Here is a 21,593-nt window from a genome sequence, read left to right as displayed (position 1 = left end):
GGAGGTCGGCCAGATGGCCATGCAGAAGTCTCGTAAGGGCGTCCGCCAGGACAACATTCTCGCGGCGCTGGAACGAAATCCGGCGTTGCGCGTGGTTCAGATAGCTGAAGAACTGGACGTCTCGACGGAGACGGTGCGGCGTGATCTGACCGAACTGGAAAGTACGGGGAGGCTCAGTCGTACCTATGGTGGCGCGATCAAGAACACGAATCGTTTCGAGCCTGCGCTCAGCGAGCGTCTGTCACTGAAGGTTTCGGAGCGGCGCGCTATCGCCTTGGAAGCGGCCTCCCGTTACGCCACGGAAGAAGCCTTGCTTTTGGGTGGAGGCTCAACGATGATCCAGTTTGCGCGAGCACTCCGCGAGGTTCCGCGGCGGATCACCGTCGTAACTCCAGCATATCCCATAGCTGTCGAGCTTGCTGCCAACCCGATGATCGAAATCATCATGCTACCGGGGATTTTCGAGCCCCAGGAGCATATGGTGGTGGGGCCGGACACCATGCGCGCCATGGATCGCTATAAGGTGCGCACCGCCATCATCGGTGCTTCGGGCCTGAACGCCGACGGTGTGAGCGAGGCGCTTTTGAGGGTCGGCGAAGTGTATGGAGCGATGGTGGAGCGGTCGGAGCAAACTGTGGTGCTCGCGGATTCGGATAAGTTCGATAAGCGTGCCCTCGTCTTGCTGACCGACTGGAACGCAGCGACGACGCTTGTCACGGACGTCGCCCCACAGGGCGCGCTTAAGAGCGCGCTTGATCGCGGCGGTGCGAAAGTGATCGTCGCCTCTGCGAATTAGGATGGTCGGGGCGGCACAGGCCTCTGTCTCAATCAATCAGGCCGGCACTAAGCGGAACTCGTCCGACGTAGATCTGACAAGGGGTATTGCGGTGCCTAGCCTTGCACCGGTGATCTCGACGCCCCCCAATCGGGGCCAGCATCAGCCGAGGCGTCTCGGTCTGCGTCGACTCGCAGAAGCAACTTGCCCGACATGCTACTAAAATTTGTTGCAAGTCAAAATTTTATATGCAACGTTGATAAACGGCTAAGAAGCCGCAAGAAAACCAATGACAGCCAGAGGGACGGTGTTATGCTCAAAATCTCCAGGCGTTCTCTTTTGACAGCAGCGGCAGGTGGCCTCGCTTCGACAGCGTTGCCTACTCCCTTCATCCGGCCGGCGTACGCGCAGGGCCGTAAGTCTTTGATATACGGCTCCGCCCAGGCCCTGACCGGCAACTGGGACCCGACCAGCCACACTCAGCTGGCCCAGATCAATTTCGAGAATTTCGTCTTCGGGTATCTGTTCCGCACGCCGATGCGCCCCGAAAATCCGTCGGAAATCGTCTGGGAACTGGCGACCGGTCAGAAGCTGATCGATGAGTACACGATGGAATACACGCTGCGCGACGGCGTGACGTTCCACGACGGCGCGCCGTTCTCGGCCGAGGATGTCAAGGCGACGTTCGAATACTCCACGAGCACGGGCAGGCCTGCGAGCGCGTTGTATCCCAGTCAGTGCGAAGTGGAAGTCGTGGACCGGCTGACGGCCCGCGTGCATACGAAGAAGTTCGGGTGCCCGGCGTCGGCGTTCCAGTTTACCGGCGCCCTCATGGCGATCGTTTCGAAGGACGACGTCAAGGACCCCAAGGTTCTCTCACAGAGGCCGAACGGGACAGGGCCCTTCAAGTTCGTCAAACAGGAAGGCGATTCGAGCCATCTCGTCGCCAACGACAAGTACTTCCGTGGCCGGCCGAAGCTCGATCAGGTCGAGTTCAGATATGTCGCCGACGCCACGGCCCGCATTCTCGGGCTGATGTCCGGCGATATCGATCTTCTCCAGCGTCTCGAACCGGAGCAGTATGCGACGGTCAAGGAGAACAAGGCCGTGAACAGCTGGGAAGCGCTGTCGACGGAAAACAAGTACCTGCACTTCCGCTGCAACAAGCCGCCTTTCGACAATCCGCTGGTTAGGCTGGCGGCTGGCCATGCGATCGACCGCTCGCAGATCCTCGCGGTCATGGACGTCGCTGGTGCAGCCAGCAATTCCTATATCAGCAAGCTGAAATTCGGCTCCGTGGACGTTCCGGGCTATCCTGAATACAACCCCGAAAAGTGCCAGCAGCTCTTGGCCGAAGCCGGCTTCCCAAACGGTCAGGGACTTCCCTCGCTCGAATATCTTACTTCGACTGGCTTCTATCCGAAGACCAAGGAATACGGCGAAGTCATCACGTCTATGATGAATGAGCAGGGCTTCAATGTTAAGCTGAACGTGATGGATGCCGCGGCATGGGAGGGCCGTCTCTACCAGACGGCCGACAAGGTGGCCGATGGCCACATGATCGACTGCGGCTGGATGTCGGGCTCGCCGGAGCCGGACATCGTGCTGCGTGCGATGTTCTATTCCAAGGCCAGTGGCGGCGGTGGTCTGATCAACGGCATCAAGGACAAGGACATGGATGCGGCGCTCGACGCCGAGCGTGCGGAAGGCGATCCGGCCAAGCGCGAGGTGCTGATTGGCAAGGCAACTGAGGTAATCGCATCCAAGCTGCCGTCGCTGTCCTTGTTCACCTCGGTCAATCTCAATGCCTGCCGGGCCGGGCTGACGGATTTCTACGTCTACCCCAACGGCCTAATGGACGTGTCGCGCGCCTACTACAAAGACGTTTGAGAGATTCCGTCGGATGGTCTCGCTCGTCAGCTTTCTCGTCCGGCGTATCCTGCAGGGCGTGCTCATCATTCTCCTGGTGTCCTTCGGCATCTTCGCAGTCCTGCGACTGGTGCCGGGGGACCCCGCCCGACTGGTCCTCGGCCCCATGGCCAGCGACCAGGTTGTGGAGGCGACAGCCAGGGAGATGGGTCTGCGCGATCCGATACCGATCCAATATGTGCATTGGCTCGGCGCGGCTCTGCATGGCGATCTGGGTCAGTCCTATATCCGCGCGCTCAACGGCTCGCAGGTTGCGGAATCGCAGGGAGGGCTCGCCCAGGCCGGGAAGGCTCATGTGCTGGACCTGATCGGGCGAGCCTTGCCCTATACCTTGCAACTGTCCGCGCTGGCGCTGCTTTTCGCCGCGATCATCGCCATCCCGCTCGGCATTGCCGGCGGGATGCGTTCGGGAGAATGGCCCGATAAGTTGGTCCTTTATGTCAGTTCGGCCTTCGTCTCGATCCCGAATTTCTGGCTGGCGGTGGTGCTGGCGCTGGTCGTTACCGCCCAGCTCCATCTCATCCCGTCGATCGGTTATCAGGGCTTCTCCTATACGATTTTGCCCGCGTTCGTGATCGCGATAGAAATGTCGCCGATCTTCATGCGAAGCCTCTCGTCGTCGGTGTCAGGTGCCAGACAGCGAGGCTTCGTAAGCCTGGCAGAGATCCGCGGACTGTCGCGCTGGCGCATCTTCTTCGGCCATATCCTGCGCAATGCAGCCGTACCCGTCCTGAACCTGTTCGGCGTTCAGATCGGCGCTCTGCTCGGTGGCATCCTGATCGTCGAGTTCATCTTCAACTATCCCGGAATCGGCCTGCTGACCGTGCAGGCCGTGCTTCAACGCGACTTTCCGGTGATTCAGGGCGTTGCGGTTCTTTCCGCCGTACTTTTCATCGTGATCAACATACTTGTTGATCTGGTTTCTACCTGGATAGATCCGAGGCTCGATTTCTGATGTTGATCGACCCCGTCACCGTCGTCACTGCCGTACCCGCCGACAAGACGGCCGCCGTCAGTCCCGGACGGCGCGTCTGGCGGACGGCTTATGCCGAGCCGCAGTTTCGTGTCGGCCTCGTGCTCCTCGTTATCCTGATCGCCACGGCCCTTATCTTCCCGCATCTGACGTCGATGTCGGCGACCAAGATGGCCGTGCTCGAGCGCTTCAAGCCACCGTTCTTCCTGTCCGGCGGGACGTGGCTGCATCCGCTGGGAACGGATCAGCTCGGCCGCGACTTGTTCCTGCGTTCGCTGATCGGCCTGCAGAACGCGCTGCTCATAAGCGTGAGCGCCGTCATCATCATGTTCGTGTTCGGCGCGGTGATCGGGCTTTTTTCCGGCTATTATGGCGGCTGGATCGACACGGTGCTGATGCGTATCACCGACGCGCAGCTTGCCGTTCCGGTGATCATTCTCGCCATCACCATCCTGACCGTGCGGCGACCGAGCGTGGAGACGGTAACGCTGGTGCTCGCCTTGTCGGGCTGGCCCGCCTATGCGCGCGTGACCCGTTCCGTCACGCTTTCGGAGCGCCAGCGCGAATATGTCCGGGGAGCCAAGATCCTGGGCGCTTCGGACCTGCGGATCATCTTCCAGCTGATCGCCCCCAATGTCCTGCCGCCGATCGCCTTCGTCGCCGTGCTCGACATCGCCCGGATGATGATATTCGAGGCGATCCTCGGCTTCATCGGCATCGGTGTCCAGCCGCCGACACCGACCTTTGGCAACATCATTGCCGACGGTCAGAAATACCTCATCAACGCTTGGTGGGTCGCGACGATGCCCGGTGCCTTCCTATTCGCCGCCCTGCTCGGCATCAACCTCATAGGCACGTCGGTTGAACAGGCGCGCAACAAGGTGCTCGGAGGGACTATCTGATGGGTGAGACGCTGCTGTCGCTGCGAGGCCTTTCGATCGAGTTCGTTCGCGGCGGTGACCGCCGCCAAGTCCTCGACGGCATCGACATCGACGTCGCCCGCGACCGCGTCCTGGGCATTCTGGGTGAAAGCGGTTCGGGCATGACGACGCTGGCCAAGGCGATGGTTGGCTGGGTGAGCGAGCCGTTGCACGTTACCGGCGGCCAGCTGCTCTATCGCGGTCGCGATCTGCGCGACCTGCGGGTCCGGCGCGAGGTGCGTTCGAAGATCGGTTTCATCGGCGCCGATCCCGGAAACGCCTTTGACCCGACGCTGCCCGTCGGCAACCAGATCGCGGAGAAGCTGAGAGCGGTTCGCCCCGACATCGGCGATTCCGAGGCGCAGAAACGCGTCATCGAACTGCTCGACGCGGTCCGCATCCCCTCGGCGAAGAGCCGCTATTCCGAATTTCCGAACCAGTATTCCGGCGGAATGCTGCAACGCGCCGTCATCGTTGATGCGCTCATTGCCGAGCCGGAACTGCTGATCTGCGATAACATCATTCAGCCGCTCGACGTGACGGTCGCGGCGCAGATCGTTCGGCTGCTGCGCGAACTGCGCGGACGGATATCGGCCGGTATCGTCTTCATCAGCACCTCGGTGCCGTCCGTCGCCGAGGTGGCGGATGAGACCTTGGTGCTCGCCGGTGGCCGGATCGTCGAAAGGGGCGAACCCATGGAGGTCGCCCACAGCCCCAAGGACCCGATAACGCGCGAACTCGTGGCCCGCACGCCGCGCATATGGACCGGTGACGAGATAGCCGGGGAACCCCACCACGACCGTGATCGGCCGATCCTGCAGGTCCAGGATGTCACGAAGACATACCGCAAGAGGGACCGCCAAACGTTCTTCGGTCACCAGAATGTGCAGGCTGTCCGCGGCGTCAGTTTCAGCGTGTTCCGCGGCGACAATTTTGGTCTGGTGGGCGAATCCGGCTGCGGAAAGTCGACGCTGTCGCGGCTCCTCTCGTGGGTGGAGAAACCGGATCAGGGCTCGATCATGTTCGAAGGTCGCGACATTTCGACCATGAACCGGCGCGAGCGACTCGCAATGCGCAACGGGTTCCAGCTCCTGCTGCAGGATCCATATAATTGCCTCCCCCCGCATCTGTCCGTCGGCCGCTCGATCGGGCTGGGGCTGGAAGTCCACGGCGTCGGCCGCAAGGAGATCGCCTCACGTGTGCGCGACGTGATGCGGGAGGTCGGGCTGTCGGTGGACGATCTGCATTCGCTGCCCGTGGGCATGAGCGCCGGACAGCGCCAGCGCGTGAACATCGCGCGCGCCCTGGTGCTCGAGCCGCGCCTGATGATCCTCGATGAGACGCTGTCGGCGCTCGACCCCGTGGAACAGTCGCGCCTCCTGGCCCTTTTCGAGCAATTGCAGGTCAAGCACGGCCTGACATATCTCTTCATCTCGCACGATCTGGCCATGGTCCGTCGCGTGTGCACGCGCATCGCCGTCATGTATCTCGGCAAGATGGTCGAGATCGCGGATACCAGCGGAACCTTCTACGATCCCGGTCATCCCTATACCCGGGCGCTGCTGTCCGCCGTGCCGACGCTGGACGCCAATCCGTACAAGCCGGAGGAATGCCTCCTCGACGGGGAGCCGCCGAGCCCGATCGACATTCCGCCGGGTTGCAGTTTCGCGTCGCGGTGCCCGCATGCCTTTGCGCGCTGCCGGGTCGACACGCCTCTGCTGCGCGAGCACAAACCTGGAAGGCTCGCGGCCTGTCATCTGCTCGATCGAGAAGAAACTAGCGTCGCGGCGTGAACCTCGGCGTCAGAGCGCCACCACCATGCGCCAAAGCGTTTCGTGCCTGCGGATTGTCGAGTGATGGGAGGGACTTCATTGTTCGATTGCGGTTTCTTCAAAAGGGAAAAAGCAAATGACCATTATTGATCTGGCCGGCAAACATGCCGTGGTCACCGGTGGTTCTTCTGGCATCGGTGCAGCCGTGGTGAGAGCCCTTTCGGCTGCTGGAGCGAGTGTGACAGTCCTGGCGCCCATACGCGCCTATTCCGAAGCCGAGATGACCATGTATGACAATCCCAAAGTGGATTTCAAGGAACTCGACGTCGGGGACAGTGCTGCCGTCAACCGCGTATTTGCCACGATTGCCGAAAAGAAGGGGATCGACATTTCCGTTCTTTCGGCTGGCCTGCTGCTGCTCGGCTCGGTACTGGACACCGATGATGAGACCTGGCGCAAAACTATGGCCGTCAATCTGGACGGACTATTCTTCACGACCCGCGAGTCAGTCCGCCACATGATGGCGCAGGGGCGCGGCGGAAAGATTGTAACGCTCAGTTCCATCTCGGGCTATCGCGCCCACCAGGGATGCGCGGCCTATTGCGCCGCCAAAGGTGGCGTACTGCATTTCACCCGTGCGGCCGCGATGGACTGCGCCGCGCATGGCATCAACGTAAACGGGGTCGCCCCCGGTTACATCACGACGCCGATGACCGCAGGCTACAGTCAGGACACAAAAAACATGTTTGCAGCGCAGACGCCCGACGGCAAGTGGGGAACGCCGCAACAGATCGCGGATGCGGTTCTGTTTCTCAGTTCAAGCATGGCCGATCACATACATGGACAGAGTCTATTAGTCGACGGCGGTTGGACGCTCGGAGTCTTCATGCCGGGGGTGGAGTATTGATTACAGAGTTACGGAGAAACGGCGGCTGGTGGTGGACGCTACATAATGCCGGAAATTTCTCCAAATTTCAGCATTCAATCCGTTGACGATAGGAGAGACCATGGGCCGTTTAAAGGGGAAAGTTGCCATCATCACCGGCGCTGGTGCAGGGATTGGCCGCGCCAGCATGGAGCGCTTTGCAGAGGAAGGCGCGCTTGTGGTGGGCATAGGTAGAACCTATGAAAAGCTGGAGCAAACCAAAGCGCAGCTCCAGGACAAGGGGCGGAAATGTCATATTGTTGGCGGAGACGTTTCAAGCTGGGAAGGTGCCAGTGAAGCGTTCAGCGCAGCGTTCGAGGTGCATGGACGCGTTGATGTCCTGCTCAACGGCGCAGGCGTTGGCTATAGCTGGGCGAAAGTCAGCCCGGGCTCCATGTCCAACGTGGTTGATACACCCGTGGACAAATGGCGCGAAGTCATGGCCATCAACCTCGACTCGGTGTTCTACATGTGCAAGCTGGCGATCCCAAAAATGCTGGCCACCGGCGGCGGGTCGATTATCAACATATCCAGCATTCTGGCCGTCAAGGGTCTGGCCGACGGGCACACCTATTGCGCCACCAAAGCTGGCGTCGAAAACCTGACACGCTCGCTCTGCATGGCTTGGGCCGCACAAGGCATTCGAGCCAATTGCGTCGCTCCTGGTTGGACCGCGACCGACATGATCAAGGACGTGATGCACAAGTTCGACGATCCTGAAGCCGCCAAAGCCCTTTCTCCAATGCTACGCCCCGGAACGGCCTTGGAAATTGCAAACGGATGCCTCTATCTGGCGTCCGATGAGTCATCATATTGCAATGGCTCCGTTTTGAGAATCGATGGCGGCAACACCGCCGGTTAGGTGGATTGCGTACGACTTCAATCACCAGCCAGCAGTCCGCAAGAACTTCAAAAAGAGAATTCAACGGGATCCAGTCGCCAGTTTTTTTGCGCGGCAGCAGCGCTGTCGTCGGAGGCATTGGCGTCGCCACCAAGGAGCAAGCGACATGACCGGTGCTTCAGATGCGACCTCTCCCCCCATCATCGACGCCGAAGCGCATCACAAACTGATGGAGCAACTCTCCACAATCGGCGGCGGACCGGGCGGTGCGCTGACCCGACTGGCCCTGTCGGAAGAGGATCGTCTGGCGCGAGACTGGCTGGCTGGCTGGATGAAGGCGGCGGGCCTGCGTTTGGAAGTCGATGCGATCGGAAACATGTTTGGCTTTCTCGACTGGGCCGGATCGGACGCGCCGCGTATCATGACCGGATCACACATCGACAGCCAGCCGAATGGCGGCCGCTTTGACGGCAGCTATGGCGTTGTCGCAGCCTGCAGCGCCATCGAGGCCATTCAGCGCAAGGTTCGCGAAACCGGCATCACGCCGAAGGCAAACTTCATTCTGGCCAATTGGACGAATGAGGAGGGTGCCCGTTTCCAGCCAAGTGTGCTGGGGAGCGGGGTCCATTCCGGTGAACATGCGCTGGAATTTGCGCTTAGCCGGAAGGACGCCGACGGAATCACCGTGGGTGAAGCCCTGAACAGGATCGGCTACGCCGGCAGCGCCGAAAGCGTCATTCCAGATGCGTTGATCGAATTGCATATCGAGGGCGCATCTTTCCTGGAAAATGCCGGGAAGCGTTTCGCGGCCGTCGATCGATTCTGGGGCGCGACCAAGTATCGGGTCGCATTCATCGGCCGGCAAGCCCATACGGGCCCGACGCCAATGGCCGAACGCCGGGATGCCGTGCTGGCCGCCGCGTATCTCATCTCAGATATCAAGGCGATCGCCGATAAGGGCGGTCTCGACATGCACACATCTGTGGGGCGCCTTGAAGTCTATCCAAACTCGCCGAACGTTGTACCGGGAGAGGCGGTGCTGTTCATCGAGCTGCGCTCGCCTGAGCCAGACCTTTTGGCCTCGGCGGAAGAAGAACTGAAGGCAGCCATGCAAGAGGCCGCCCGGCGTGCGAGCGTGGAGGTCGAAGTCCGCAGCATTGACCGCCGCAAGGCGGGGCGGTTCGACGCGGATTTATTCAAGCTCGCGGAGGAAACGGCGGCGGCTCTCGGCGAAGAGACGATGCGACTGGATTCCATCGCCGGTCATGACACAGTCGCTATGGCGTCCGTCACCAAGGGGCTGGTCATCAACGTGCCGAGCCTTGGCGGGGTCATGCATCATCCGTCCGAATTCACGTCGCCAGATGATCGGGCTTTTGGAGTCCAGATCCTCGCGGGAATGCTGTGGCGCTTCTGCCTCGAGGGATCCGGTCTAATTCGGCGCCGTTCATAGGCTTCCATGGCTCGCCTCATGTAGCCTCTACGACTTACAAAGGAATGTGGCATTGCCCTGTCGGATTGGGCGGTTGATGATGGTAGCGCCAGAGCGCTACCGCCTTTCCCCCCACCCAGCCTCGCCGCATTTTGCACTTCGTTGCCGCGCGTAGCACCCAATGGCTTCAGGAAACGCGTGACATCCACGAGGTTCAGTACGAGATCTCCGGCGAAGAGAATGAACGGCTGAAGCTACGCCTCGGCGAGAGACTGAAAGAAATCCGCCACGCCGGCAAGACCTTCGTTGAGGCCGCAAAGGAGGCAGACATCCTCGTTGAGCGGGATCCGTTCGGTTGAGCGCCGATCCGCTTTTCATCCTGCCCTCGATAGCCCTACTGTAAACAGGTCGCCCAGATCCGGAGCCTCCCATGTGCAACGATTATGAACAGCATGTACTCTGGGCTGAATATTGTCGGATGATGGCGTCGCTGGCGCTCAAAATCCCCAGCCACCAAACCGAACTTGATTTGCCCCAGGCGGGTGACGTCCACATCAATGACCCGGCGCCAATAATGCGTGCCGCTGATGACACGATCGAACTGGCATCGATGACGTTCGGATTTCCGCCGACCGGACCAAAAGGTGGGCCTGTGTTCAACTTCCGATCCGAGGGTCGGCAATTCGGAAACAGCAACCGCTGCCTCGTTCCTGCGTCCGCGTTCTTCGAATTCACAGGCACGAAATATCCGAAGGCGAAACATCGCTTCACGCTCAACGGCTCGCCGTTCATGGCTGTCGCGGGGCTTTGGCGTGAGGCTGTCGGCAACAAGTCGCCCACCTTCACCATGCTGACGACCGATCCCGGACCTGATGTTGCGCCATATCACAATCGGCAGGTTGTGGTCCTTCAGCCGGAAAATTGGGTGGCATGGATCAATTTGACAAAGCCTGAGGCTGAGCTGTTGCGGCCGCTTCCGGCCGGATCGCTCTCGGTCGAGACAGTTCGCCCCGAAAGCTCGTGACTTAGCTGCGCAGGATCTCTGGTACGCTGAGCGGCCCGAGATCGAGAACCGGCGTGTATTCGCCCGTGCGACGCCAGACGCCTCGGACCTTTCCATTCTCCCGATCCTGCCTCGGATCGAACCTCAACCCCTCGAAGTGATCCAGAAAGGCCTCTGCAGATGCCGCATCGCTGAAGCAATGGAGCCGATAGGTTTCATATTTGCCGTTTGGCCATATCGCCTGCACGTGCCGCGTCTGGTGCTTAAGCCCTCGTTCCTGGCAGAATGCCGCGATCATGCTGAAGTTCCGGTCCGTGCAGTGGTCATCCGGCAGCGCAACCTGGTGCGGCCAGTCGCGGTCGATGACCGATGGCGTTGGTGAGCCCCGACTGCGTTTGACCACTATTCGAAATGCATGGACTGGCCGCGCATCATGGCCAGCGTCAGCGCGATTGCAGGATTTGCCGGTGGCTTCTCCATATGCAACGAGCCGTCGAAATCACGCCATGCCGCCATGCGCAGTTCATCATCGTCATCGCTGGCTGCCGGGTCGAAAACGTGGGCATCGCAGGGATCTCGGTCGATCTCGATTGTCCAGTCCTTGAGCGCCTTGCGAGCCATCTCTTCGACCTGGGCAAGGTCGCTGGTGAAGAAGGGGATACGGTCTCCATCTTCCGAAAGCGGCTCAACCCGATCCAGCGTCGGTCGCTCGGGAACCCAACCAAGAACGAAGGCAATATCGAAATCGATCTGGCGGTCCGGGCCGGTCGTGATCTCCAGCCGCTTGACGACGTCGGGATAGAGCTGCTTGCGCTCCGGCCAGGTGTCTGGAATCGCCTCGGCTTGCAACTTTGTGCGGGGAACATTGATCAGTTCCATGACCTGATGGCGCGGAACTTTGTCCTCCGGCCAGCCCGCACAACATGCCGCCGCCGCAGCCTCATCGGCCTCCAGCCAAACTGTGGCGGCCCGGTCCTCGTCCTCGGTAGGCTTGTCCTCTTCTGGAAAGCCTTTGATATCCCACCCTTCCAACGCCAACAGCCCTTCCGCGCCTTGCAAAGCTGTAAGGCCGGCGCGTGCAAACACTGCTTCGGCTGCCGCGATGCCACGTGCGAGCTCTTGGGGTGTTGCGTCCTCGATGTTCAAGCGAAGTTCCATGGTTCGCCTCCTATGACCTATCTCTGCCAATGTGAACAAAATGAGAACAAAGAGTCAAGCATGCCCCTTGACGGGAGAGGAATATGTTCCCTATTTCAGCGTGATCTGGAGCAGCAAAGGACCATGGCTCGGCGTCAATCGCGCTGGCCGGCGAAGCTATGGCAAAAACAGCGGAAGACAATTTTCGGATCGAGGTCTGGGATCGCGAGGGGCAGGCTTTGGCAGAAACCATTTCGCGTTCCCCCGATTCAACGGTGAGTCAGGCAGCCTGGCAAGCCGCCATCCGGCGCCGACCGGGCATGTTGCTGATCCACTACAACAGTCGGCATGTGATGGAGAAAATCCTGACGCCGGGCGAGGTGAAGATCCCGCCACAGGCCATCATCGACGGCAGCGTTCACGCCGGCCTCGATGTGGCGCTCGGAGATCTTCGCGAATGGCATGTGTTGCGGGCTTGGTGCAGGTCCTGTTCGCACCATGCAATGGTGAAGCCAGTCTGGCTCATCAAACGCTATGGAACAGGCGCTCTGTTCAGTTCTGTCGAGCGAGCGCTTTTTTGCACGAGTTGTGACAGGGGCGGGCCGGTCAGGCTGGAAATTCACAAGCTGCCACGCAATTGAGAGGAGCCGAAGGGCGCAAGACCTGATCGATTTCTTCAAGGCAAACTTGGCGCTGGCACTGGTCAATCCTATTGCATCGTCGCCGATCCGCGGCCGGACTGTCGAGAACCGGAACTGCGCGCGATCGAGGCCGGTCGGCTTCCATATCCTGATGCAAAACCATGCGGACCGCCGCGGACGGGGACAGTCGGTCCCGCGTCCCGTCCTGCGGCCGGCGCTACGCTGACGCTCCTACGGCTGTCCCGTTCACAGCCCGCGGCGGAGGCGAATCTCCTCTGTCCTACGCGCGACTATCATCCGTCGTTGCGGACGCGCGCAGGACTGCGGTTTATGCGCCGTTCTTCCTTGGCGCGCCGACGGTCGCCGGCAAGGGAGATCGACGAGGCATAAGGACCGGCGGCATCCGGGCCGGCCGTCGGGTCGCTCGCTCGGCCAGTCTGGATCGAGCGCAAAGCCATCGGGATTGAGATTGAGGGCAACCAGCACGGGCCTGACAATCTCTTCGATGCGATGCGCCGTCATTAGGCCAGCTCCTGTTGGTCTGCGGCGCAAGGGTAGGCCCATGCACCTGAAATCGGTGCACCGATCCGCGGACGTGGCTGCGGTGTCAGTACAGCGAGGGCATCGTAAAGGGCGGCGCTGAAGGCCGCATCGAACTCCCGGTGGCTGGACCAGATATACTTGTCGTCCCGGTCGCGCCCGGCGACCAGCAGCAGCGGGCGATCCTGCGACGGCTTTAGGCATGTGTCGAGGAAGAGATGCACGCCGGATTCGTTATTCGGCTTGGCAACGACGAGGATGCGCTGGGCGGGCAGATGTTTGAGGGCCTCCGCCAGTTCCCAGCGCATATTGTCGGTGACGTCGTCGACCCAGTCGAAGACGGCGAAATCCGCGACCTCCATTTCGATCGAGACCTGTCGCTGCCAGACATGGAAAAAGGCATCAGGTTTCAGCGTCTGTTCTATCTCGGAAAAGATCGGGAACCAGGAACCGAGCGACGATTCCCGCTGTTCGCCGAAGTCCTCGTCCGTGCGATCCAGTTCATAGTCGTGCAGCGACGTGACCTGTCCATATTTGCCGCATGTCGCCATGACGAAAGCTTTGTGGCCATAGCCAAACACACGCGAATTACGGCGCAACACGATGATGCGGAAATTCCAATCCAAGCTCCATTTGCGAAGGATCAAGACGCCCGCGACGATGGCATTTCCGCCAAATAGGGCCAGCCATGCGGCGATATTGACCATGGTGATTGTGAGGTCCGGTTCCATCTTGGGATGCAATCCAGTTCGGGCGACGAAATAGGCAATGGCCCCGCATGCAACCCCTATCGTGACGATCCACAGGGTCCTTGCGAGGCTGCGCGGCCTTAGGTCCCGGCTGGTTGTCGGATTTGCAGGCGCGCGCAGCGTCGCGCGGGAAATCGCCCTGATCCGATGCGGCCCCAGCCATTCCGGTAGGATCCGCAGAATGGCTGCGGCGATGAAGAACAGGACGAGCGGCGTGCCGTGCGGAAGCCGGGCGAACAACAATGCGCTGGCCACGGCGATGAAAACGTATAAATCCGCCATCCACGACCCCCCCTTTCGCGTACTACGGACATAGGGATCGAACCCGGTCCTAGTCGCTCGGCGATCCGCGGGTTCGATCACCAAGGTTCGGGGGTCCACCCACCGATAGTCGCGTGGACACGATCCGTCCTTGCTCAGCGCGCGATACCTGTCGGCCGGGAAGCGCGTCAGCGCTCGGACTTGGACCGCGAGTCCCTCATCAGCCGTGTCGAGCACGATCAAGTCGGCATGGGTGGCGAAAGCCGCCAGCGCGTCGACCAGTCCCTCCGGCGTGGACAGGGCTGTATACAGCCCCCGCACAGGCGGTTCCTGCACCTCGTCCTCCAGCGACGAGCGCACGAACAGGACCACCGCGTGCCCGATCCGGGCATAAAGTTCCCACGTGGCGAACAACCCCAGCGAGGACAGTTCCGGCTGGTCGGTAATCACGATGGTCCGGAATCTGGCCTTGGATCGGAAATCGTGGACCTTGTCGCCCACCATCCGCACCATCAGCAGGACCGAGAATGCCGCAAGAAAAAGGATCAGCGCCTCCAGCGCCGTTGCCACGCTGACGAGTGGGGCGGTCGGCGCCAGCACTCCCAGCAAGGCGCCAATGACCGCAATCTTGGCGCTCGTCTTCCTGATGAAGCCATCGGGAATGAGGACGGGACGGCCGAGCGGCCTGCGGTCGCCCACCCTTCCTGCCTGCTCCTCTAGATAGTCCTTCATGTCTTGTGCGGCACCGTGCCAGGCGTCGGCATCGTTCGACCGCAACTGTGCCTCCCACAAGGCGATCCGGCGCCGCGTCGATCCTTGCAGACCGAAGCGTCGCCGGAACAGAGGCTGATCGGCAAGCCGCTGGGGATTGGCACCCATCTGTAGGGCCAGGCAAAGAGAATAGAAGACCGTCTCGATTTCGAGGCGAATGCGCAAACGCGGCGGGTACAATTTGAGACCCTTCGCAAACAAAAGCAAATATACAATCGTTAAGCCGGACAACAGCTGTATAAACACAATGCTGCAAGTCAGGTAGTCAAACTTGTCACTATACCAATATTTTGTTATATATAGAGAAATTATCCCCAGGAATGCCGTCAATAAATGCATAGACACAGCGGGAGTCGATCTCATTTTCAACAACTTCTTCCCAAAACTGCTTCTACGTTAAACTTATAGCATGAATGCATTATCGATTCAAAACAACTTATCGAAAAACAAATGCGAGGAGGGAGGGTGCGAAGCTCACGTAAGGCCGCTAAGCACTGGCACGCCGATGAGCAGACGCTTCCGTCGGCGGGATCGGGGTTGCTTATGTCATGGGCGGGGCGGCCGGATCGAGCACGCGCAGGATCGTGCCGCACAGCGCGTCGCCTTTGGGTCTCATTGCAAACGGCAAAGAAATCGGGTCACCGAAACTCACGGGGAAGTTTACAAAAATCGTCTTGCAACAAGAAATAATCCGTATAATTCTTCGCGAGTAAAAATAATCGTCCCGTTTTCCTTAGAGACGTCTGGAGATAAAAATGACGAGAAAGACCTTTCTTAGTTTTCACTACAAAAACGATCACTGGCGTGTTTCCCAGGTTAAACAGATGGGAGTTATCGAAGAACAGCCGTTGTTGAGCGCAAACAAATGGGAGGAAGTAGAGAATAAAGGCGAGGCGGCCATAAAAGAATGGATCAATGATCACTTGAAAGGTAAAAGCTGCCTGATTGTTCTTATAGGCGCGAAGACCGCCGGTCGGAAATGGGTGAAGTATGAAATCCAACAGGCTTGGGATGCGGGCAAGGGGGTTCTGGGGGTCTATGTCCACAATCTGAAAGACTCTGACAGTAAACAGTCGGAAAAGGGGGCCAATCCGTTTGATACTTTCAAAGTGGGCCAAGAACCCATGACGAAGTACGCAAAGACCTATGATCCGCCATACTCGACCAGCACAAACGTCTATGATTACATCAAGGAAAATCTGGCCGATTGGGTCGAGAAAGCGATCGAACTCCGCGGATAATTCAAAGGGTTTGGCGACGTATTCGTCGAGGGTGGAGCCGTCGCATGAGCATCTATGAATTCGCGGTTCTAGGCGGGGGGGTGGTCGGAGAGCGGGAGACGTTGATAGCGACCGTCGCTGACATGGTTACCGATTTCGGACTTGAAGTCGGCACCGACTTGGTCGTCTTGGATGCAGCCACGGTGGCTGGTCGCGATCGTCACGCCGCCTTCGCTGCCGTCTACTTTGGCGATCCAGCGCACCCAGAGGCAGAAATCGCTCGAGAGTTGGCCAAAACCAGTGCTCCCATTATTCCGACTGTGGGACCAGCCGGCGACTTCGGGGCACTCATTCCAGATTTTCTGCAACGTTTCAACGGGTATCGGCGAAAGCGCGACGACCCGAAAATGATAGAGCTCGCTTCGGCGCTTCTCGAATGCATCGGTCTATTGAGGCGACAGCGAAGAGTATTCGTAAGCTACCGGCGTATCGAGTCACGAGCCGCAGCGTTGCAGCTTCATGATCTTATGTCATCAAAGGGATTCGACGTTTTCCTGGACACCCATGACATCCGCCCAGGGGATCCGTTCCAGGACATCCTATGGCATCGTTTGTGTGATTCTGACGTACTAGTCATGCTGGATACGCCAACTTACTTCGACAGTAAGTGGACACGGGAGGAGATCGGTCGCGCGCGGGCGAAGGAAATTCACGTCCTACGCGTGGTTTGGCCTGAACACAAGCCGAGCATGTTCACCGATCTAGCGGAAACCATTTATCTCGACCCCAAGGAACTTGAAGGGGCTGATGGTCCGATCATTGCACAGACAGCGGAAGACATCGTCTTAGCGGTAGAAAGGTTGCGCAGCCGAAGCGTGGCTTCCCGCTACATGTCCATTACGGGGAAGTTTCGGGCGGACGTTGAAAAAATTGGAGCAACGGTTGAAGGTATTGGCGCTCACAGGGCAATAGCGATCCGGCTGATCGATGGCAGAAAACTTTGGGCCTATCCTATTGTTGGAATTCCAAATGCCGAGATCCTGAACGAAGTGGCCGAAAGGGCTAGTCGAGCAGAACAGGGAGAGATGCCCATGCTTGTTTACGATCATGTCGGCATACGCGAAGCTTGGAGTGCGCATCTGCGATGGCTGGACGATAACATTAGTGCTGTGCGCGCAATAAAGGTGTCTGAAGCCGCGTGGTCACTGGCAGCTTGGCAGTGACAAGAATGGCCGAAGCGATCTTTTTGTCAGCAGGCGTCCCCGACCCAAAGCGCGGACCTGAATTCGCCGCAACGGCCAACACCGTGGCCATCACGGCAGCCGTTTCTGCGCTCGTCCATGTTACGCTTGGCCGACGGCCGCTTGTTTGGGGCGGCCAGCCCGCGATAACGCCCATGATATGGGTCGTTGCCGAGGATTTTGGCGTGGACTATGGTCGCTGGGTACGCCTGTATCAGTCCCGATATTTTGAAGATGAATTCCCTGAAGACAACGAGCGCTTCGGTAATGTTGTGTATACCGATGATGTCGATGGGGACAGAAGCAGAAGCCTTCTCGCTATGCGTCGACAGATGTTCACCGAGCATGCGTTCGCCGCCGCGGTTTTTATCGGAGGTATGGGCGGTATCATCGACGAATTTGAACTTTTTCGTCAGCTTCAGCCCGAGGCGGCGGTCGTTCCTGTAGCGTCGACTGGCGGGGCGACTTTGAAAGTTGCGGAGCGTGTGCCAAGGCTGGACCATGATCTTGTCCAGGACTTGGACTACGTGGCGCTCTTTCACCGACACCTCGGCATTTCCGTAAAAGAAGAACGATACGCCAGACCTGAAGATCAACCTACCGAAATCGGTATGCGCCTTTGGAAGCCGCGCCCCTAATTGGGTAAGAATTGGATAGCGTAATGCTTCCAAGGAATGCGACGAAGATGTAGGCGAAGACTGAAGTCGCTTCCACGACAGTTGCCGAAAATCGTTGGTGAATTGAGGCTGCGGCGGCAGGGAATATTGACTAAATGGCTATTCTGAACGAGCGCGAAGTACGTGACGCAGCCCTGATCTACCGCGTAGGGAAGAGCAAAACGGCAGATGCAATCTTGCGGGAGGGGATAAACACCTGGGAGACGTCATTCGACGTCTTCCTGTCTCACTCACGACTCGATAGCGAGTTGATACTTGGGGTGAAAGCTATTCTTGAGCAACTCAAATTGAAGGTTTACGTCGATTGGATCGACGATCCGCAGTTGGACAGGAGTTCGGTCACTCCAGCGACCGCTCAGCAACTTCGCAAGAGGATGCAGCAGTGCAAGTCGCTGTTCTATGCGCACTCGACCGCAGCGACTAAGTCGAGATGGATGCCGTGGGAGTTGGGTTACTTCGACGCGTTCAACGGCAACGTCGCCATTGTCCCGATCGCAGCTGCCAGCGGCACCATATTCAAGGGGGAGGAATTTCTTGGCTTGTACCCCTATGTGGACGTTACCGGCCGCACGCCTGGTCAAGCTGGAACGCTCTACATCCATCGTGATCTCACAACATACAAACAGTTCCGAGATTGGCGCGACGGTGCCGAAAAATTGCGGCCGGTTGCCTAGCTTCGATGGGCCGTCATCCGAACTTTTCACTCCCACTATGCCCTGACGTCGCGGTTTCAGCGCCAGTGACTCATTGCAGCCCCATGAACACTTCGATCAATCTACCCGCACGCAACTCAGCGGCTTGCCAAGCCCGCGGCAGTCTCGATCCACCCACCGATATTCTTTCGACCATCTTGAGCCGTGAAGTCATAACTCATACAATGTGTCGACAACTGTACGATTGAGGTGGAGGTCGGCGCCTTGAACCAAAGATCTCCCTCCGGAATGCCCAGAGTATAGTCTTGGTATTTAACCCACTTGCCATTTTTCCATTCAGCGAGAAATATACCGGAGTCGCTCTTGTAAACACCCATTTGCGCCAACGGGTTCGCGCCTCTAGCCGATTTTTCACCGTCCTTGTTGCCGACGTCCTGGATATAGACTGTCAGCAAGCCGTTTCCTTTCAGAACGCTGCGCGCGATTTCGTAGCGAACCCAACGTCGCGACCAGGTTTCGTTACCCGCCAAAACGCAGGTGACTGACGTGTTTTCCAAGCCCTTCCTTAGAAAAGCTTTTAGCGCGTCGTCTCCTTCCTTCTTCGATGCCTCGAAAACGCTCGCATCAAAAAAGCCGTTGCTAATTTGATCGTCCGCTCGAACGACCCATGAATTTCGAACGTTCCAGGCTCGCCACACGTCGGGCTGGTAGTGAAACGAGAAGAATGTTCTGCGCGCCACGAAATTCCTCATAAATCATCTATGGTAGACAAACAGACGCGAACAGTGACCTGCGTGAGCTCGCATCATCGTCTTGATCGGACTGTTAGACGAGATAGCCACGCCAGTGCAAGTGCCAACTGGCGCCCCGACAAGCACAGCACAGCTTTATTCTCTCATTGACCGGCGAAGTAGTTTCACAATGACGACGGTACTGAGGAGGAGCTACGCTGGGTCATGATGCGATCTACTGCTGGCTGAACGCCGAACCGGGGCGCTAGATAGTGCTGTGGACGAGTTTTGCCGCGAGTGCCAAAGAGGGTTCCTGCTTATGGCTACCGATCACTAACGACGATCAGGCTACTTAGGTGTAAGGTCGTGCTCTTGTGGGGATAATGAAATGTACGAACATGATGTATTCGTCTCATACCGTCGTTCTCCAAATGTCGGCGCTTGGGTCCAACGGCATCTCGTGCCACTGCTTCAGTCAAGGATGGATGAAATTGCTCCGAGGCAGATTCGAGTTTTCTGTGACTACAAGATGGAGGATGGAGTCAATTGGCCCTCCGAGTTGCGCAATCGGGTTCGTTTCTCCAGCCTGCTTCTCACTGTTTGGTCGGCCGATTATTTCCGTTCGGCTTGGTGTATGGCCGAATGGCAAAGCTTTCGGGATAGAGAACAGCATCTAGGCCTTTTCTCTGACGAAATGACGTTGGGACTCGTCTATCCGCTGCGCTATGCGGACGGAAAATACTATCACCCGGATGCGCAATTGACTCTATGCCGAAAGGATTTTTCCGAATTGAATTATCCAAGTGAGGTATTTCGTGAGTCAACCCAATATCTGAAGTTTGATGCTCTTGTCCAAGCTGTTGCTAGAGAACTTGTCGATCGACTTGAAGCGGTTCCGCCATGGCAGGAGGATTTCCCTATTATCGAGCCGAAAGCGTTGCCTGCTGTCATTCTCGATCGTACGGTGCTCTGATGCCCGGCTCCGTTGTTACTTTCTACTCATACAAGGGTGGGGTAGGTCGTAGCTTTGCCTTGGCCAATATCGCAACCATTCTCACCCAGTGGGGCAGCAATGTTCTGGTGGTTGACTGGGACATTGAAGCCCCTGGATTGAACCACTACTTCGCACAGTACGCAGGCCCAATGCGGGCCGGCGTTCTCGACTTCATCAATGATTGTGCCCTGAGCCAGGAAAGAGATTGGGCCGACTATGTGACTCCTGTGGACCTTCCACAATCTTCGGGGCGCCTTCGGATTATGCCAGCAGCTGCGGATGGTGTTGATTACACCGCTCGGGTGCAGAGATTGGATTGGGAAGAACTCTTCGGGAAATACGGCTTAGGGGCACGGCTTGAATCCCTGCGCGCTTCTTGGGTAAGCGAATTTGATTTTATCTTGGTGGATAGCCGTACTGGGGTGACCGACTTCAGCGGCCTGACAACAGCACAGTTGCCGGATATTCTTGCTTTCATGTTTACCGCGAACAACCAAAGCCTGCAGGGCTGCGCGGATATTACGCGGAGAGCGATGGAGGCGCGGCGCAATATGCCGATCGATCGGCCCGCTCTGCTTCCTTTGCCTATTCCGGCGCGATTCGAACAACGGGAGGAATACGACAGGGCCCAGGTGTGGCGTGGACGGTTCGCGGACGAGCTCAAGCCTTTCTTGGATACATGGGCTCCGCCTAGCACAGATTACCACAAGCTGATCGATCTTCTTTGCATCCCCTATGTACCTCGCTGGACTTTCGGGGAGGATCTGGCCGCGCTAGTCGAAGCGGCTGGCACCACCGGGACTCGCAGCCCGAGCCAAGCAGCCACGTTCGCGTTGGAAACTATCGCTGCGCTGCTTATGAACAAATTTGCAAAGATTGATCTCTTGGCATCCAGCCGTGACGAGTACGTACACGTAGCGCGTTCGATTGCAACAAGTCGGCGCTCCACCGACCGCCAGCAACTTCGGGTTTTCTTTTCCTACTCCCAAGCCGATCAGAGTGCGCGAGAAGTTGTCCAACAAATCATTCGAGCTTCCGAGGGAATTGTCGAAGCGGCCGACCCAGACGAAATAGGCAATTCTCGGCGTGAACTATCTCCCGACGTGATACAGGCAAGAATCGCCACGTCGGACGTCTTCATTGCCGTCGTGACGCCTTCATTGGAGAGTTCATCGGGAGTCCGGAGAGAGACAGAGTGGTTTTTACGGCAGGCACTGCGGAGCAACGAGCGGAAGACTGTTATTCCTGTCGTGTTGCCGGGTGGTGAGAGTGCGTTTTCATCGTCTAGATTGGCGGACTATAAGGCAATATTTGTCAATAACATAAAAGATCAAAATGAAATATCAGTAATTTCCGAGCGCCTAGAAAGTGTTAGAAGTAAGATAACCGACGTTGGCACATAAATACT

General features: G+C 58.2%; 21 protein-coding genes. 17 read left to right on the top strand and 4 right to left on the bottom strand.

Translation table 11 applies throughout. From position 1 onward, the window contains the following. Positions 1 to 13: 13 nt before the first annotated feature. From ACSQ3L_RS28905 to ACSQ3L_RS28860, 10 genes are all read left to right on the top strand, one after another. On the top strand, positions 14 to 796 hold the full coding sequence (locus ACSQ3L_RS28905; protein ID WP_436163011.1) for a DeoR/GlpR family DNA-binding transcription regulator: 783 nt from the start codon (positions 14 to 16) through the stop codon (positions 794 to 796). A gap of 291 nt (positions 797 to 1,087) precedes the next feature. Continuing rightward, positions 1,088 to 2,665 (top strand): ABC transporter substrate-binding protein, encoded by a 1,578-nt coding sequence (locus tag ACSQ3L_RS28900; RefSeq protein WP_436163010.1) that lies wholly within the window; start codon positions 1,088 to 1,090, stop codon positions 2,663 to 2,665. Positions 2,666 to 2,678: 13 nt separating this feature from the next. After that, entirely contained in the window at positions 2,679 to 3,659 is a 981-nt protein-coding gene (locus tag ACSQ3L_RS28895; RefSeq protein WP_436163009.1) for an ABC transporter permease, read from the top strand. Then, positions 3,659 to 4,579, top strand: a complete 921-nt coding sequence (locus ACSQ3L_RS28890; protein ID WP_436163008.1) for an ABC transporter permease — start codon at positions 3,659 to 3,661, stop codon at positions 4,577 to 4,579. Before ACSQ3L_RS28895 ends, ACSQ3L_RS28890 begins: the two co-directional genes overlap by 1 nt. Then, positions 4,579 to 6,390 carry an ABC transporter ATP-binding protein gene (locus tag ACSQ3L_RS28885; protein ID WP_436163007.1) on the top strand — a complete coding sequence of 604 codons (1,812 nt, stop codon included), beginning with the start codon at positions 4,579 to 4,581 and terminating at the stop codon, positions 6,388 to 6,390. Before ACSQ3L_RS28890 ends, ACSQ3L_RS28885 begins: the two co-directional genes overlap by 1 nt. A gap of 115 nt (positions 6,391 to 6,505) precedes the next feature. After that, entirely contained in the window at positions 6,506 to 7,276 is a 771-nt protein-coding gene (locus ACSQ3L_RS28880) for an SDR family NAD(P)-dependent oxidoreductase (protein ID WP_436163006.1), read from the top strand. Positions 7,277 to 7,376: 100 nt separating this feature from the next. Next, on the top strand, positions 7,377 to 8,156 hold the full coding sequence (locus ACSQ3L_RS28875) for an SDR family NAD(P)-dependent oxidoreductase (protein WP_436163005.1): 780 nt from the start codon (positions 7,377 to 7,379) through the stop codon (positions 8,154 to 8,156). Positions 8,157 to 8,301: 145 nt separating this feature from the next. Then, positions 8,302 to 9,588, top strand: coding sequence for a Zn-dependent hydrolase (locus ACSQ3L_RS28870; protein ID WP_436163004.1), 1,287 nt, complete (start codon positions 8,302 to 8,304; stop codon positions 9,586 to 9,588). Between the two features lie 131 nt (positions 9,589 to 9,719). After that, the gene (locus ACSQ3L_RS28865) at positions 9,720 to 9,926 is read left to right on the top strand and encodes a hypothetical protein (RefSeq protein ID WP_436163003.1); all 207 of its coding nucleotides are present in this window, start codon (positions 9,720 to 9,722) and stop codon (positions 9,924 to 9,926) included. A 71-nt stretch (positions 9,927 to 9,997) separates the two neighbouring features. After that, entirely contained in the window at positions 9,998 to 10,591 is a 594-nt protein-coding gene (locus ACSQ3L_RS28860; RefSeq protein WP_436163002.1) for an SOS response-associated peptidase, read from the top strand. Between the two features lies 1 nt (position 10,592). Here the strand turns inward: ACSQ3L_RS28860 and ACSQ3L_RS28855 are convergent, their stop codons facing one another. Next, positions 10,593 to 10,868 carry a hypothetical protein gene (locus ACSQ3L_RS28855; RefSeq protein WP_436163001.1) on the bottom strand — a complete coding sequence of 92 codons (276 nt, stop codon included), beginning with the start codon at positions 10,866 to 10,868 and terminating at the stop codon, positions 10,593 to 10,595. A 104-nt stretch (positions 10,869 to 10,972) separates the two neighbouring features. Continuing rightward, the gene (locus ACSQ3L_RS28850; RefSeq protein WP_436163000.1) at positions 10,973 to 11,716 is read right to left on the bottom strand and encodes a hypothetical protein; all 744 of its coding nucleotides are present in this window, start codon (positions 11,714 to 11,716) and stop codon (positions 10,973 to 10,975) included. A 170-nt stretch (positions 11,717 to 11,886) separates the two neighbouring features. Here ACSQ3L_RS28850 and ACSQ3L_RS28845 point away from each other — a divergent pair, with 170 nt between their 5' ends. After that, entirely contained in the window at positions 11,887 to 12,348 is a 462-nt protein-coding gene (locus tag ACSQ3L_RS28845; protein WP_436162999.1) for a hypothetical protein, read from the top strand. A gap of 521 nt (positions 12,349 to 12,869) precedes the next feature. Here the strand turns inward: ACSQ3L_RS28845 and ACSQ3L_RS28840 are convergent. Next, complete coding sequence (locus ACSQ3L_RS28840; protein WP_436162998.1) at positions 12,870 to 14,849, bottom strand: hypothetical protein; 1,980 nt, start codon at positions 14,847 to 14,849, stop codon at positions 12,870 to 12,872. Positions 14,850 to 15,424: 575 nt separating this feature from the next. Between ACSQ3L_RS28840 and ACSQ3L_RS28835 the strand changes: the two genes are divergently transcribed. The 4 genes from ACSQ3L_RS28835 to ACSQ3L_RS28820 all read left to right on the top strand — a co-directional run bounded on the left by ACSQ3L_RS28835 (position 15,425) and on the right by ACSQ3L_RS28820 (position 18,481). Further along, positions 15,425 to 15,910, top strand: a complete 486-nt coding sequence (locus ACSQ3L_RS28835; protein ID WP_436162997.1) for a TIR domain-containing protein — start codon at positions 15,425 to 15,427, stop codon at positions 15,908 to 15,910. A 44-nt stretch (positions 15,911 to 15,954) separates the two neighbouring features. Then, a complete protein-coding gene (locus ACSQ3L_RS28830; RefSeq protein WP_436162996.1) occupies positions 15,955 to 17,112 on the top strand; it encodes a toll/interleukin-1 receptor domain-containing protein in 1,158 nt (385 codons plus the stop codon). 5 nt (positions 17,113 to 17,117) lie between these two features. Then, a complete protein-coding gene (locus ACSQ3L_RS28825; protein ID WP_436162995.1) occupies positions 17,118 to 17,768 on the top strand; it encodes a hypothetical protein in 651 nt (216 codons plus the stop codon). Between the two features lie 134 nt (positions 17,769 to 17,902). Then, entirely contained in the window at positions 17,903 to 18,481 is a 579-nt protein-coding gene (locus tag ACSQ3L_RS28820) for a TIR domain-containing protein (protein ID WP_436162994.1), read from the top strand. 116 nt (positions 18,482 to 18,597) lie between these two features. On the opposite strand, the gene ACSQ3L_RS28815 is transcribed toward ACSQ3L_RS28820, so the two are convergent. After that, positions 18,598 to 19,200: a TIR domain-containing protein gene (locus tag ACSQ3L_RS28815; RefSeq protein ID WP_436162993.1), complete on the bottom strand. Its 603-nt coding sequence runs from the start codon at positions 19,198 to 19,200 to the stop codon at positions 18,598 to 18,600. Positions 19,201 to 19,579: 379 nt separating this feature from the next. Here ACSQ3L_RS28815 and ACSQ3L_RS28810 point away from each other — a divergent pair, with 379 nt between their 5' ends. Next, complete coding sequence (locus ACSQ3L_RS28810; protein ID WP_436162992.1) at positions 19,580 to 20,164, top strand: toll/interleukin-1 receptor domain-containing protein; 585 nt, start codon at positions 19,580 to 19,582, stop codon at positions 20,162 to 20,164. Continuing rightward, positions 20,164 to 21,588, top strand: coding sequence for a KGGVGR-motif variant AAA ATPase (locus ACSQ3L_RS28805; RefSeq protein ID WP_436162991.1), 1,425 nt, complete (start codon positions 20,164 to 20,166; stop codon positions 21,586 to 21,588). Before ACSQ3L_RS28810 ends, ACSQ3L_RS28805 begins: the two co-directional genes overlap by 1 nt. The last annotated feature ends 5 nt before the right edge of the window (positions 21,589 to 21,593 follow it).

The sequence above is a fragment of the Mesorhizobium sp. LjRoot246 genome (assembly GCF_964254115.1).
Taxonomy (GTDB): Bacteria; Pseudomonadota; Alphaproteobacteria; order Rhizobiales; family Rhizobiaceae; genus Mesorhizobium.
This window is presented reverse-complemented; position numbering and strand designations above follow the sequence as displayed.

What these genes read in the sequence shown, in the direction of transcription:
- ACSQ3L_RS28870 (WP_436163004.1), top strand. Translation starts at nt 8,302, where the DNA reads ATGACCGGTGCTTCAGATGCGACCTCTCCCCCCATCATCGACGCCGAA.
- ACSQ3L_RS28880 (WP_436163006.1), top strand. Translation starts at nt 6,506, where the DNA reads ATGACCATTATTGATCTGGCCGGCAAACATGCCGTGGTCACCGGTGGT.
- ACSQ3L_RS28855 (WP_436163001.1), bottom strand. Translation starts at nt 10,868, where the DNA reads ATGATCGCGGCATTCTGCCAGGAACGAGGGCTTAAGCACCAGACGCGG.
- ACSQ3L_RS28895 (WP_436163009.1), top strand. Translation starts at nt 2,679, where the DNA reads ATGGTCTCGCTCGTCAGCTTTCTCGTCCGGCGTATCCTGCAGGGCGTG.
- ACSQ3L_RS28810 (WP_436162992.1), top strand. Translation starts at nt 19,580, where the DNA reads ATGTACGAACATGATGTATTCGTCTCATACCGTCGTTCTCCAAATGTC.
- ACSQ3L_RS28820 (WP_436162994.1), top strand. Translation starts at nt 17,903, where the DNA reads ATGGCTATTCTGAACGAGCGCGAAGTACGTGACGCAGCCCTGATCTAC.
- ACSQ3L_RS28875 (WP_436163005.1), top strand. Translation starts at nt 7,377, where the DNA reads ATGGGCCGTTTAAAGGGGAAAGTTGCCATCATCACCGGCGCTGGTGCA.
- ACSQ3L_RS28825 (WP_436162995.1), top strand. Translation starts at nt 17,118, where the DNA reads ATGGCCGAAGCGATCTTTTTGTCAGCAGGCGTCCCCGACCCAAAGCGC.
- ACSQ3L_RS28860 (WP_436163002.1), top strand. Translation starts at nt 9,998, where the DNA reads ATGTGCAACGATTATGAACAGCATGTACTCTGGGCTGAATATTGTCGG.
- ACSQ3L_RS28885 (WP_436163007.1), top strand. Translation starts at nt 4,579, where the DNA reads ATGGGTGAGACGCTGCTGTCGCTGCGAGGCCTTTCGATCGAGTTCGTT.
- ACSQ3L_RS28900 (WP_436163010.1), top strand. Translation starts at nt 1,088, where the DNA reads ATGCTCAAAATCTCCAGGCGTTCTCTTTTGACAGCAGCGGCAGGTGGC.
- ACSQ3L_RS28830 (WP_436162996.1), top strand. Translation starts at nt 15,955, where the DNA reads ATGAGCATCTATGAATTCGCGGTTCTAGGCGGGGGGGTGGTCGGAGAG.
- ACSQ3L_RS28835 (WP_436162997.1), top strand. Translation starts at nt 15,425, where the DNA reads ATGACGAGAAAGACCTTTCTTAGTTTTCACTACAAAAACGATCACTGG.
- ACSQ3L_RS28805 (WP_436162991.1), top strand. Translation starts at nt 20,164, where the DNA reads ATGCCCGGCTCCGTTGTTACTTTCTACTCATACAAGGGTGGGGTAGGT.
- ACSQ3L_RS28890 (WP_436163008.1), top strand. Translation starts at nt 3,659, where the DNA reads ATGTTGATCGACCCCGTCACCGTCGTCACTGCCGTACCCGCCGACAAG.
- ACSQ3L_RS28845 (WP_436162999.1), top strand. Translation starts at nt 11,887, where the DNA reads ATGGCAAAAACAGCGGAAGACAATTTTCGGATCGAGGTCTGGGATCGC.
- ACSQ3L_RS28905 (WP_436163011.1), top strand. Translation starts at nt 14, where the DNA reads ATGGCCATGCAGAAGTCTCGTAAGGGCGTCCGCCAGGACAACATTCTC.